At 38.1% G+C, this 12485-nt stretch carries 12 protein-coding genes and 1 tRNA gene; 3 read left to right on the top strand and 10 right to left on the bottom strand.

What is annotated here, in order from left to right:
• Nucleotides 1-23: 23 nt before the first annotated feature.
• Nucleotides 24-98, bottom strand: a tRNA-Gln gene (locus LDM93_RS03045).
• 163 nt (nucleotides 99-261) lie between these two features.
• Here LDM93_RS03045 and LDM93_RS03040 point away from each other — a divergent pair.
• Both LDM93_RS03040 and acs read left to right on the top strand, forming a co-directional pair.
• The gene (locus LDM93_RS03040; protein ID WP_223890566.1) at nucleotides 262-1296 is read left to right on the top strand and encodes a bifunctional 3,4-dihydroxy-2-butanone 4-phosphate synthase/GTP cyclohydrolase II; all 1035 of its coding nucleotides are present in this window, start codon (nucleotides 262-264) and stop codon (nucleotides 1294-1296) included.
• Between the two features lie 128 nt (nucleotides 1297-1424).
• Nucleotides 1425-3368 carry an acetate--CoA ligase gene (gene acs / locus LDM93_RS03035; RefSeq protein ID WP_223890565.1) on the top strand — a complete coding sequence of 648 codons (1944 nt, stop codon included), beginning with the start codon at nucleotides 1425-1427 and terminating at the stop codon, nucleotides 3366-3368.
• A gap of 46 nt (nucleotides 3369-3414) precedes the next feature.
• Here acs and LDM93_RS03030 read toward each other — a convergent pair whose 3' ends face one another.
• Nucleotides 3415-4080, bottom strand: a complete 666-nt coding sequence (locus tag LDM93_RS03030) for a uracil-DNA glycosylase (protein WP_223890563.1) — start codon at nucleotides 4078-4080, stop codon at nucleotides 3415-3417.
• A 68-nt stretch (nucleotides 4081-4148) separates the two neighbouring features.
• Nucleotides 4149-4814 (bottom strand): tetratricopeptide repeat protein, encoded by a 666-nt coding sequence (locus LDM93_RS03025; protein WP_223890561.1) that lies wholly within the window; start codon nucleotides 4812-4814, stop codon nucleotides 4149-4151.
• Nucleotides 4815-4957: 143 nt separating this feature from the next.
• Here LDM93_RS03025 and LDM93_RS03020 point away from each other — a divergent pair, with 143 nt between their 5' ends.
• Nucleotides 4958-5878 carry a NifU family protein gene (locus tag LDM93_RS03020; RefSeq protein ID WP_223890560.1) on the top strand — a complete coding sequence of 307 codons (921 nt, stop codon included), beginning with the start codon at nucleotides 4958-4960 and terminating at the stop codon, nucleotides 5876-5878.
• Nucleotides 5879-5954: 76 nt separating this feature from the next.
• Here LDM93_RS03020 and LDM93_RS03015 read toward each other — a convergent pair whose 3' ends face one another.
• From LDM93_RS03015 to LDM93_RS02985, 7 genes are all read right to left on the bottom strand, one after another.
• The gene (locus LDM93_RS03015; protein WP_223890558.1) at nucleotides 5955-6209 is read right to left on the bottom strand and encodes a hypothetical protein; all 255 of its coding nucleotides are present in this window, start codon (nucleotides 6207-6209) and stop codon (nucleotides 5955-5957) included.
• Nucleotides 6210-6373: 164 nt separating this feature from the next.
• Nucleotides 6374-6760, bottom strand: coding sequence for a class II SORL domain-containing protein (locus tag LDM93_RS03010; RefSeq protein ID WP_223890557.1), 387 nt, complete (start codon nucleotides 6758-6760; stop codon nucleotides 6374-6376).
• A gap of 84 nt (nucleotides 6761-6844) precedes the next feature.
• Entirely contained in the window at nucleotides 6845-8191 is a 1347-nt protein-coding gene (locus tag LDM93_RS03005; RefSeq protein WP_223890555.1) for a hypothetical protein, read from the bottom strand.
• Between the two features lie 10 nt (nucleotides 8192-8201).
• The gene (locus tag LDM93_RS03000; protein ID WP_223890554.1) at nucleotides 8202-8486 is read right to left on the bottom strand and encodes a DUF4282 domain-containing protein; all 285 of its coding nucleotides are present in this window, start codon (nucleotides 8484-8486) and stop codon (nucleotides 8202-8204) included.
• A gap of 227 nt (nucleotides 8487-8713) precedes the next feature.
• Entirely contained in the window at nucleotides 8714-9607 is an 894-nt protein-coding gene (locus LDM93_RS02995; protein WP_223890552.1) for a CoB--CoM heterodisulfide reductase iron-sulfur subunit B family protein, read from the bottom strand.
• 9 nt (nucleotides 9608-9616) lie between these two features.
• Nucleotides 9617-10615: a succinate dehydrogenase/fumarate reductase iron-sulfur subunit gene (locus LDM93_RS02990; protein ID WP_223890551.1), complete on the bottom strand. Its 999-nt coding sequence runs from the start codon at nucleotides 10613-10615 to the stop codon at nucleotides 9617-9619.
• Nucleotides 10616-10625: 10 nt separating this feature from the next.
• Nucleotides 10626-12353: an FAD-binding protein gene (locus tag LDM93_RS02985; protein ID WP_223890550.1), complete on the bottom strand. Its 1728-nt coding sequence runs from the start codon at nucleotides 12351-12353 to the stop codon at nucleotides 10626-10628.
• Nucleotides 12354-12485: the final 132 nt, after the last annotated feature.

Here is a 12485-nt window from a genome sequence, read left to right as displayed (position 1 = left end):
AATTAAACCAAGATTAAATCTTATGGATGGGGTAGAGGGATTCGAACCCCCGAATGCCAGTACCAAAAACTAGTGCCTTACCGCTTGGCGATACCCCAATCTTCACAAGCTAATTGCTTATGTGGACGGCATTATAGCACCAAATAGTTCACATGTCAAGAGGTTTTAAAAAAAATCTAGAAAAAGTTTCTTAAGTGAAGTACGACACAGGTATAATACGATTAATAAACTATACTGTATAAAAGTTTTTGGAGAATTTGAATGTCAATTGAAGCAATAAAAAGAGTAGAAAAAGCTATAGAAGAGATCAAAAGAGGAAAGATGGTCATCATGATGGATGATGAAGATCGTGAAAATGAGGGAGACCTTGTTTATGCAGCGACTTTCTCTACACCTGATATGGTAAACTTCATGGCAAAAGAAGCTAGAGGACTGATCTGTACACCTATTACCAATGAGATTGCTTCCAAGCTTGATCTTGTACCCATGGTAAGCAATAATGTCTCTGCCCATGAAACGGCATTTACTGTATCGATAGACTCAGCGAATGCTGATACCGGTATCTCTGCAGCAGAGAGAGATGATTGTATCTCCAAGCTTGCAAATCCTCAAACAGTAAGTGAAGACTTTGTTCGTCCGGGGCACATCTTTCCATTGATCGCCAAAGACGGTGGTGTTTTGGTAAGAACAGGACACACAGAAGGTTCTGTAGATCTTTGTAAGCTGGCTGGACTTGCTCCTGCTGCGGTGATCTGTGAGATCATCAAAGATGACGGTAAGATGGCGCGTATGGATGACCTTAAACTTTTTTCAAAAAAACATGATTTGTCCATCGTTTACATTTCAGATATCGTGGAATACCGTTTAGCCCATGAAAAACTTATCAAACGTGTCAAAGAAGAAGATTGTGAGCTTAGAGGCATCAAAGTAGAGAAGATCACATACTGTGACCACCTCGAGAGAACACACACTGTCATACAGTTTTACAAACCACATGAAACTGCCAATGTAAAGTTTCATAATATAGGTTCAGACATAGGACTGGTACTTGACGATAAACGATTTAGTGCACTTAACAACTCCATAGAGTACTTAAAACTCAATGGAGGAACACTTATCTTCCTTGATACAAAGGTCATCTCTCACGAACAAGCCAAAGAGTTTGGTGTCGGTGCACAGATACTCAAAGACCTTGGCATTAAAAATATTAATCTACTTACTACAAATAAAGATACGGAATTTGTTGGACTTGGAGGTTTTGGTCTGGATGTCATAGAAAAAATCGAGATCATATAACACAAATGATTACTACATGTAACAAATAGGAGTATTTACTCCTATTTAAACTTTCTTTCTTTTAGAATTTTTCGTTGCCCCCGATTCTATGTTAAAATGATTTTAATACACATACAAAAGGATTGCTAATGATAAAAGAGACTTTTAACCCAAATCCAGAATTCGCTGCTAATGCTTCTATAAACAGTATGGATGCATATTGGAAGCTACAAAACAAAGCTATAGAAGATTATGAAGGTTTTTGGCAAGAATATGCTGACGAAAAGATCGATTGGTTAGCTCCTTATGATCAAGTACTTGATGAGAGTGATGCACCGTTTTATAAATGGTTTACCAACGGTAAGCTCAATGTTTCCAATCAGTGTATTGACAGGCACCTTGCAGACAAAGCAGACAAAACGGCTATCTTGTTCGAAGGTGACAGAGGTGATGTAGAGCACATTACCTATGCACAGCTCTCACTACGTGTCAATAAAATGGCAAATCTGCTTAGAGATCAATTTGGCATAGGTAAAGGTGACAGGGTTGTACTCTATATGCCGATGATCCCTGAAGCTGCCTATGCAATGCTTGCATGTGCACGTATCGGTGCGATACACTCTATCGTATTTGGCGGTTTCTCTGCAGAAGCACTGAAAGACCGTATTGAAGATGCAGAAGCGAAGATCGTTATCACTGCTGATGGTGCCTATAGAAAAGGGAAACCTTATATGCTTAAACAAGTGGTCGATGATGCACTTTCACAAGGCGGTGAGAGTGTAGAAGCAGTACTCGTCGTAAAAAGAAACAATGAAGAGATCAATTGGGTAGAAGGCAGAGACCATAATTACAATGAACTGATTACTTCTCAGCATGCAGAATGTCCTTTTGAACTAATGGACAGTGAAGATCCACTTTTCTTACTTTATACTTCGGGTAGTACAGGGAAACCAAAAGGGGTACAGCATGCGAGTGCAGGATACATCCTTTGGGCACAAATGACTATGGAATGGGTATTTGATGTAAAAGGTGACGATGTCTACTGGTGTACTGCAGATATCGGTTGGATCACAGGGCATACCTACATTGTTTACGGACCTTTGGCAGCCGGTACAACGACACTCATGTTTGAAGGTGTACCGACATACCCTGATGCAGGACGTGCATGGAAAATGGTACAAGATCATAAGATCAATCAATTCTATACGGCACCAACTGCTATCCGTGTACTTCATAAGATGGGTGAGCATGAGCCTGAAAAATATGACTTATCAAGTTTAAGAGTACTAGGAACAGTAGGAGAACCTATAGATCCTCCGGCATGGAAATGGTATTATGAAACCGTAGGTAATTCAAAATGTGCCATAGTGGATACATGGTGGCAAACAGAAACCGGTGGACATATGATCTCTCCGCTTCCCGGTGCTACACCTATCAAACCAGCCTGTGCAACATTTGCACTTCCGGGTATCATAGCAGAGATCATTGATCCTGATGGAACGCCTAAAGAAGTAGGTGAAACCGGACTGCTTTGTATTACAAAACCTTGGCCAAGTATGATAAGAAATGTTTGGGGTGATCCTGAACGTTATAAAAAAGCATACTTTGGTGATGCAGTCAAAGACGGTAAACCGGTTTATTTCTCTGGGGATGGTGCAGTAGTTGATGAAGAAGGTTACATTACGATCACAGGTCGTGTGGATGATGTTATCAACGTTTCTGGTCACCGTTTGGGTACTGCTGAGATCGAAGCAGCAGTAAAAAAAGATGAATCTGTAGCAGAAGTTGCTGTAGTAGGGCGTCCACATGACATTAAAGGTGAATCTATTTTCATCTATATCGTACTCAAAGAGGGACACATCAACAAAGATATTAAGAACCATATCAATGCATTACTTGCAGCTGAGATAGGGAACATTGCCAAAGCAGATCATATCATTGAAGTACCTGGATTGCCTAAAACACGTTCCGGTAAGATCATGAGAAGGATTTTACGTTCTATCGCAAAACACGAAGAGATCACGCAAGATATATCCACACTTGAAGATTCATCTATCGTTGAGCAGATTGTTACAAAAGCAAGAGAAGCATAAGTATTCCTCTTGTTATCCCCCCCAACTTGTTGGGGAAGTTCAATGACTATTTTTCCATTAACTCTTTTACTTTCAACAGGTCCTCAAACACTTCTTTTTTAGCACTTGGATTTCTAAGTAAATAACTTGGATGATAGGTAGGTATCACCGTATATGCATTTTGCTTATGTAGGGTACCTCTCACTTTACTTATCTCTGTATCATCGCCTGTAAGATAATGATACGCAGTTGCACCGAGCGTTACTATGAGCTTTGGCTGTATAAGTTCGATCTGCTTCATCAAATAGGGTTGACAGGTATGTGCCTGGGTTGGGGTAGGTGTAGCATTATTGGGGGGACGACACTTCACGATATTGGTGATATAGACATCAGATCTGGAAATATGCAATACATTTTCTATCATCTTAGTAAGCAGTTCTCCGGATCTACCGACGAAAGGCTTACCTGAACTGTCTTCCATGGTACCTGGTCCTTCACCGATAAAAAGTATATCTGCTTGTGGATGCCCCTCACCAAAAACCACTTTCTGGCGACTTTTACTCAGCTCACACAGATGACACTCCATGGCTTGCTTTTTCAATGACTCCAGTGTATTCGGAAGTCTAAGATCCTGTTCATTTTCTTTGTATGGTGTGACTGATGTATATTTGTACCCCAGCTGTTTCAGTTGATAAAGTTGTTTAAGTAAAAGTGCATTTCGAAGGTTCTTCATGGAAGTATTATACTCCCAAACATCTTAATATGTTCTCTGCATAATGTTTTGCTGAATCTAGAGATATATTACTCTTTATTTAAAAGTCTATAGTTTTTACATCCCAAGATCTCACCAAGTTTACACGCTTCACGAAACAGTGATTTAACGACTGAACGTTCATCATCTGCACTTTGTGCCTCATAATACATCACACCAAGATCATAACAACCTAAACCACTGCCACCATAACAACTCTTCGAGTAGAGATCTTCCGCCTTGACACGATCTTCTTTGATCCCTTTACCATGTTCATACATATTTCCAAGATAGGCACAACCAAGCGCACTTCCTGCCTCACAGGCCCTTCCATAAAGCTCTATGGCTTTAGTAAAATCCTTTTTCACTCCGTTAGCAAGTTCGTACATACTTCCAAGATAGGCACAGCCAAGAGCGCTTCCTGCATCACAGGCCTTCTGATAAAGCTTTACAGATTTAAGATACTGTTTATGTGTACCGGCTTGAGGTTCATACTTTTTCCCAAGATTTGCACAGCCATCAGGATTACCGCCAACACAAGCTTTTGCATAATAGGTTCTAGCCTCAATATGATCATATCCTTCATCATATAAAGATCCAAGAATGTTACAGGCCTCAGCATCACCACTGTCACAGGCTATTTGATTTTTCTTATACGCATCCGCAGCATGAATCACTATAGTGAATAGCGCCAAAATCGTTATTATTTTTTTCATTCTTGTTCCTTCTGTATGCTGATAATCATATCATCTTGAATGTAATATTCAGAAATTAAAAAATTAAAAATATTTTAGATAATATTTTAGCCTATTTTTAGGTTAGCTTGCTAAAGTGCACATTATATCCTAAAGGAAAAAAAATGGATCAACAAACAAATAATGAATATGGTATCAAGGTTGCAATGTTTATAAACGAACCTAAATATTTAGGTACTATCTCTGAAGAAGAAGCCAAAGAACTTGGTGCTTCTCTATTTAGCTACACTTATGGAGATGAAGCTCTAGGGTACAAACTTACCATACATTGGGCTGTTAACACACATGAGAACACTATTGTACTGGCACGATACACATATGATGGTGTGCCGTCTGGTATCGCAGTAAATCATATTCTGTCGCTCATAAGTACAAATAAAAATATACCACAGATAAATGATATCACTTACATAGCTTTGGAACGCCTGCTACGTGACAACCCTAATATAGAAGCACTCCCTTCTTCTGAACGCTATGCGATCACTTTTGCACTGGATGCTGTAAAACTGGCGGTAAAAGAGTATATTCATACACCACTAAGCCATGAGGAAAAAACCGTTCCTTGTAAAGACAGCCCAATGAGCATTGCCTCTATAAAAGAGTCTATTAAGTTACATAATATTGAAACACTTGAAGCACTTAGTGAGTATACTAAAGCAGGATCCACAGACACGGGTTGCAAAGAAAACCTTTTAGCACTCATTGAAGCACACCAACAAGTATTGGCAGAACAAAAAGAAGCAGAGGATGCTCTAGCAGATGTGCCGTTTGGAGAATTAAGTACTGGTTATCAGATCATGGCTGTTGAGACTGCGATTGATAATACGGTAAGACAATTTCTCATTATGGATGGCGGGGATATAGATGTGCTTAATGTCAAAGAAAATGGTGATATATTTGAGGTTTATATTAGTTATCTTGGTGCATGTAGTGACTGTTCTAGTTCAGGTACGGGTACACTCCAAGCCATACAAAATGCACTTAGAGATAAACTCGATCCAAATATCTATGTCATTGCTATTTAATGATTAAAAGGAAGATCCAGATCTTTTAAGAGCTATGCATGATTGCATGGCTTTCTTTTTACTTAGGTCCACGTACCTACACTTCAGGACATTCATTGCATTCATTAAAAATTTCTTCCATACCCTCTACAGATTTTATCTCTTTAATACATTTTTCCATTGACTTTATAAAGCTTTCCGTCACTTTACCTTCTGCATCACAGTAGACTATCAGCATACGGCAATATCTGCTGATTGCAGCAGAAGGTACTTTTGTAGTATCTTCCATTTTCTCTTCTGCTTTTTCAAGAAACTTTTTTGTACATTTATCTGACATATCTTGCATATTCATGTTTAACCTTTAGTTTTTATAACCGTAGTGTAGCAGAAGATAGATAAAGGTGTAAAAATCAATGTTTTAGAATGTCTATGATATAAAAAAGAGAATTGAAAAGAGTGGGAAATAAGCTAAAGCCCTGGAGTAAGGGCTTTAGCGCAGGGTAGTAAAGTAGTAGCTTACGCTTCTACTGCTACTTCTTTTTCAGTACCTTCCCAGATACCGTGTTTTGTACAGTAACCATGTGCATTAAGCTTAAGTTTTTTACCTGTTGGGATGATAGTGAATGTAGTTGTGTTGTGTGCTTTTGTGTTACCAAGAGTTCCCGGTACATACGTAGCTTTTGCAAGTTGAGTATCACCGTCAAATAGTGTTACAGACTCGATAAAGTGATCAAAATCATCTGGGTGAGTATATTCGTTACCCATTTTTACAGTTACTTCAAATGGCTCACCAGCTTTTGCAGTATCTGCACAGTGAATGAATGGAGAGTGTCTGTCGATAAGGTCTTTTTTCGCTTCTCTATCGATTTCTGAAATGTCTTGGTATTTGTTTATTTTTGGCATATTTTTTCCTTTTTTATTTTTTGATGCAAATATTATAGCATAAAAAAAATTAAATAGGATAAAAATTGTCTTATTTGTGTAAATTTAATGAATCTTTCCGAAATAAAAGTCAAAAAAGAGTCTTACTTGATAATTTGGTTCATAATCATACTGTTTATGAAAACTCACAGAAGGACGTACTTCATAATAAAACCATTTACGCCAAATGTTTGCTCTCCAGCTAAAAGAAGTGACATAATCATGAATACCACCATACTTTTTTAATTTAGGATTTGGAATGCCTGGTTCAGTACTATACGCATACTTGGTATTGCCATAAAATGACTGTGCCAGACCAAAACCTGCATCTTTCCTTCTTATTTGAAAGTATTGGACAGATAAGGCATAATCCATACCTTCAACTTCATCTTGCGTTTTTCTATGTAATAAGATCCTAAAAAATGAACTATTATCTATTTTCCTATCAAAATAAATATTTGTCTCTTCTTCAAATTTATTATTTGTCGAATATTTAAAAGTCTGAATTGGGTCTATCAACCAATGATCTATTTCTATTGGCATATTAAATCTTGCTTTGACAAAAGGGTGCAAGCCACTAAAACCGATTGAGTATCTAGATAGTATCTTGTGTCTTGATGCAAAATAGTGGATTCCTACATCAGGGGTATCCGGCTTATCCTTTAATATGTCATTAGCATTCTCTAATGTGAGATCATCCACAAATATCTTAAATCTTTTTTTCGTTTTACTTAATGGCATCTGAACTTTGACATCCATGCCAAAATCATTAGAACCTTTGGATTCAAAGTAGTTCTCTGAACGAATACGAATAAAGGTCTCATTAGTCTTATCTAGGTACTTATCATTTTGAAAAAATAGGTCTACTGTATCAACTTCTTTTTCAAATGTATCTTCAGATATTTTAGTTTCATTTGAGACTTCATTGCTTTTAACATTAGTTGGATCTCTTTGCACATACTTTGTCTGGTTTGAAAGCGTATACGTGTGAACTTTTACAGAAGTTTTAGTGCTTTCACTAATCGTTGTATTACCTTCTGTTTTTGTTAAGTTTGTATCAAGAATCGTTGTATTGTCTTCTACATTTGTTAGATTTGTATCAAAAACCGTGCTATTGCCTTCCATATCTGTTAGATTGGTTTCAAGCATAGTACTATTGCCTTCCATATCTGTTAGATTGGTTTCAAAAATTGTTCTGTTATCCTCAATATCCGTTATTTCAGTTACATTTTCTTCTAACCATCGACTCAATGTTGAATCTATGATATCGGACCATTCTACAATGGTTTGAGAAATAGATTGATGTAGTTTATCAATGTAGAGAAACTCATTTTGAGTGCTTTGGTTACTATCGGCATTACCAAAGGAGAGTGATAAAGATACAATCACGATGCTTTTGAAACTTTTTAGCACTTTCAAATCCTTAAGTTAACTTCATAAGTGCATCATGTATATCAAAATATGCGATGAAAAATTCAAAGATCACTCGCCAGAGTATCTCTAGTGAGAAAAAACATAGAAAAAAGGTAGTAGAACCGATAAATGTCTTTTTAAATGGTGTGTAAGTTTCTATCTCTGTTTTATACACTTTTTTTATCCAGTGAAGGAAAAACCAACTAAAGATAGGAATAAGTACTGCTCCTATATAGTACATTATGATAAGCAGGGTAGGGGTGATGAATGTCTGAAATGTTAAGAAATCTGTCATTGTCATCCTTCAACAAGTTATACTATAAGTATACACAAGAAATATAAAGTTTATTTACTTATATTTTAAAATTACATAATAGACACTATAATAACCTTTTTAATACTAAAAGTATAGAACAAAAGTGTCAATATAAAGAAGGGGATCGTTTGAATATGAGAAGATATGAAATGTATACATTAGACCATTCAAAATGTTAGGGTTTGAATGGTCTAAAAAATTAGTTTCTATGATGCAGTATAAAGATGTTTAGCTTTTTGAACGTGGAAGTTAAGTCCTATCTCTTTTTCTGTACATCCAAGAGCAAGTGCAACCATTTGCGGCATGTGAAGTACTGGAAGTTCTACGTCACGACCCATCACTTTACCTATACTGTCTTGATAGGTATCCATTTTTAGGTGACAGAGTGGACACGGTGTAACCATCATGTCTGCATTGTTATCCATTGCATCTAGCAGGGCATTACCCGCAAGTACTTCAGAAGTGTGATTCGCTTGAAGTTCTACATGGAAACCACAACACTTGTTTTTACTCTCATAGTTCACCGGGTTACCCTCTAATGCATCTATCAGGCTGTCAAGTGAAGTAGGTTTGTACGGGTTTTCATGACCGTTGGCCTCTTCATGTAATTCAGAAGGACGGATGTTATGACACCCATAGAATGGAGCGATGTTTAAGTGACTAAGCGGTACTTCTACCTTATCTTTGACATTCTCCAAACCATACTCGTCTATAAGTGTGTAGAGGAAGTGTTTGATCTCAGATGTACCTTTGTACTCTAGTCCAACTTCTGCAAGTTTTTCGTTGACCCTAGCTTTAAGTTCCGGGTCAGTGTCAAGGGCATGTTTTGTCATAGCAGAGTTAAGCTGACATGTATTACAGATAGTGATCATCGTAAGACCCAGTTTTTCTGCATAACAGATGTTTCTGGCATTGAGGACATGTGCTAAAAACTCATCAAAGTCTTGTATGTGAGATGCACCACAACAACTCGCTTCTTCCAATATGGTAATTTTAATACCCAATTTATCAGCTACTGCAAGTGTAGATGATAGTAACTCTGGTGTAGACTGTTTAGCCGTACATCCAGTAAATAATGCATAATGTAATTGTTCGCTCATCTTTTCTCCTTACAGCTTATTTGTTTGAGAGATTTCAATTAGTTTTTGAACCTCGTCTAAATTTTTTATCTTCGGAATACTGTTGATGAATGGTATCCCTGAATGCCAGTGGATCTTACCGGATTTCATCATTTTCATCGCAGTACCTAAATGTTTATACATACCAAGATACCCTTCAGAATAAGTCACGATATCTGCTTCATCCAGATAACCTGTCTTCTTCATACCTCGCAAGAAACCTTCTGCATGGCGAGTGGCAACATTACTGACAGCCACACCATGTTCAAATTGCATATTGTGAAGTTTTCCGATCTTCTCGATAGGGTTAACATCTTTAGGACATGCTTCTGCACATTCAAAACATTTAACACAATCCCATACACCAGAACCAGACTCAAAAGTAATTTGCAGTCTGTCTTCTGTCGCTTCATCTCTCGTATCTGCTGTAAATCTATAGGCAGCAGCAAGTGCAGCAGGCCCAAGAAATGCATCATTTACTTCTAGGGCAGGACAAGCATAGTGACAGGCACCACACTGAATACAAAGGTCAGAATCGAGTAGGGCATTAAACTGTGCGATAGACTGTTTAGACTCAGATTCTGGTCTAGGATCTATATCTGAAACGATGTATGGTTTAACCGCTGCATGCTTCTCCCAAAAATCACCTTTATCGATGATCATATCTTTAACTGCACGTTTCTTAGAACTTGGCTCAAGCGTGATGTCATTATCAAACAGGTCAAGAAGTTCGATCGCATTTTGCTTACATGCAAGTACAGACTTGCCATTTACCTTAATCGCACATGCACCACAAATACCATGTCTGCAAGAACGTCTATAAGAAAAAGAACCATCATGTTCCCACTTAATTCTATTCATCAGGTCAAGGATAAGTTCATCTTTGCCCACTTCCATCTCATACTGTTTTGTATATGGAAGATAATCAGTTTCTGCATTAAATCTAAATGCTTTTATAGTTACTTTTCTAGTATCTTTTACTTCACTCATCAAAACCTCCTTAATATGTTCTTTCTTTAGGTTCAAACTTACCAAGCACTACATCACCCCATTCATGTGTCATGTTAAAATCTTTATCCATGTATGCATAGGTATGTTTGAGGAATCTTTCATCATCTCTAGTAGGGAAGTCTTCACGGTAGTGACCACCACGGCTCTCTTCACGGTTCAGTGCTCCATATACGATGAATTTAGAAAATTCTAACATATGACCAAGTTCAAGAGCCTCTTGTAAGTCTGTGTTAAAAGTATTGGATTTATCATCGATACGAATGTTGTTATAACGTCCAAGAAGTTCATCTATCAGTGCCAACTGCTCTTCAAGAGACTCTTTGGTTCTAAATACACCTGCATTTTTGGTCATACCATTTTGAAGTTCTTCTCTAAGCCCAGGAATTGTTTCATTACCGTTTGATGTTTTGAGTTTTTCTATCTCTGACAACATTCTCTCTGCATCAGCCGGAGTCGCTTTACGAAGCTCGATACCTTCATCAAGTTTTTTCACCATATTCTCACCTGCATGACGACCAAAGAACAGGGCTTCAAGTACAGAGTTGGCTCCTAGACGGTTCGCTCCATGAACAGAAACACAAGAACACTCACCCGCAGCGTAGAAACCTTCTGTAAGTTCTGTTGGAGATTTACGTACTTCACAATTAATGTTTGTTGGAATTCCACCCATGGAGTAGTGTGCCGTTGCTGATATATGAATAGGCTCTTTTAACATATCCTGCCCCTGGAATGCGATAGCAAGTTCGCGAAGCTCCGGAAGACGTGTTAAAATGATTTCAGGATCCAAATGCGTCAAGTCGATGTTCACTGACTGGCCGTCTTTACCTACACCACGACCTTGACGTACTTCTTCCATAATGGCACGAGAGACAACATCACGTGAAGCAAGCTCCATAGCATTTGGTGCATACTTGCTCATAAATCTTTCCCCCTCTGAATTATAGAGACGACCACCTTCACCACGTGCCGCTTCAGAAATAAGTACACCTGAACCACCAAGACCACTTGGGTGGAACTGTACAAATTCCATATCTTCTAGTGGAAGACCATGACGTGCTACGATAGAGAGTGAATCACCCGTATTTGCATGTGCATTTGAGTTAAATCTATAAGCTCTTCCATGTCCACCCGTAGCGAACATCGTTACTTTTGCATTAAAAATAGCCGGTTGTGAATTGCGGATATCATACGCGGCAACACCAGATACTTTTCCATCTTCATAAAGCAGATCAGCTGCATACCATTCATCAAAGACTTCAATACCCGCTCTAAATGCTTGTTCATAGATAGCTTGAAGTAGTGCAAGACCTGTTCTGTCTTTTGCATAACATGCTCTAGGTTTTGACTGACCACCAAAAGGACGAATAGCTATGTTTCCGACTTCATCTCTAGAAAAAGTAGTTCCCATTCTTTCTGCCCACCTGATCGTTTCAGGTGCTTTTGAACACATAAGTTCAACACAATCCTGATCTGCTAGATAGTCAGAACCTTTTACAGTATCAAACTCGTGAAGCTCTGTTGAGTCTTCCTCACCAAGTGCTGCATTTATACCACCTTGCGCAGCACCTGAGTGTGAACGGAGTGGATGAAGTTTTGTAATAACCGCTGTCTTTTTCCCTGCTTCTGTCAACTCTTTAGCTGCAGCTAAACCAGCCAGTCCAGAACCAACGATGACTGCGTCATATTCGTAGATTTTAATATCTGAGTTTTTGCTCATAGTATCTATATCCTTTTGTTTACAATTTGGCTTATTATATCTTGTTAGCATTAATTTTCGTAATAAATCGAAGGATAAGCGATGAAAAGTGGGGAGGTGTACAGTTTTGTAGCGTGGCAATTCAGCAACGCT

Source organism: Sulfurovum sp. TSL6 (assembly GCF_019972115.1).
GTDB lineage: Bacteria > Campylobacterota > Campylobacteria > Campylobacterales > Sulfurovaceae > Sulfurovum.
This window is presented reverse-complemented; position numbering and strand designations above follow the sequence as displayed.

What these genes read in the sequence shown, in the direction of transcription:
- LDM93_RS02985 (WP_223890550.1), bottom strand. Translation starts at nt 12,353, where the DNA reads ATGAGCAAAAACTCAGATATTAAAATCTACGAATATGACGCAGTCATC.
- LDM93_RS03000 (WP_223890554.1), bottom strand. Translation starts at nt 8,486, where the DNA reads ATGACAGATTTCTTAACATTTCAGACATTCATCACCCCTACCCTGCTT.
- LDM93_RS02990 (WP_223890551.1), bottom strand. Translation starts at nt 10,615, where the DNA reads ATGAGTGAAGTAAAAGATACTAGAAAAGTAACTATAAAAGCATTTAGA.
- LDM93_RS03010 (WP_223890557.1), bottom strand. Translation starts at nt 6,760, where the DNA reads ATGCCAAAAATAAACAAATACCAAGACATTTCAGAAATCGATAGAGAA.
- LDM93_RS02995 (WP_223890552.1), bottom strand. Translation starts at nt 9,607, where the DNA reads ATGAGCGAACAATTACATTATGCATTATTTACTGGATGTACGGCTAAA.
- LDM93_RS03020 (WP_223890560.1), top strand. Translation starts at nt 4,958, where the DNA reads ATGGATCAACAAACAAATAATGAATATGGTATCAAGGTTGCAATGTTT.
- LDM93_RS03040 (WP_223890566.1), top strand. Translation starts at nt 262, where the DNA reads ATGTCAATTGAAGCAATAAAAAGAGTAGAAAAAGCTATAGAAGAGATC.
- acs (WP_223890565.1), top strand. Translation starts at nt 1,425, where the DNA reads ATGATAAAAGAGACTTTTAACCCAAATCCAGAATTCGCTGCTAATGCT.
- LDM93_RS03015 (WP_223890558.1), bottom strand. Translation starts at nt 6,209, where the DNA reads ATGAATATGCAAGATATGTCAGATAAATGTACAAAAAAGTTTCTTGAA.
- LDM93_RS03025 (WP_223890561.1), bottom strand. Translation starts at nt 4,814, where the DNA reads ATGAAAAAAATAATAACGATTTTGGCGCTATTCACTATAGTGATTCAT.
- LDM93_RS03030 (WP_223890563.1), bottom strand. Translation starts at nt 4,080, where the DNA reads ATGAAGAACCTTCGAAATGCACTTTTACTTAAACAACTTTATCAACTG.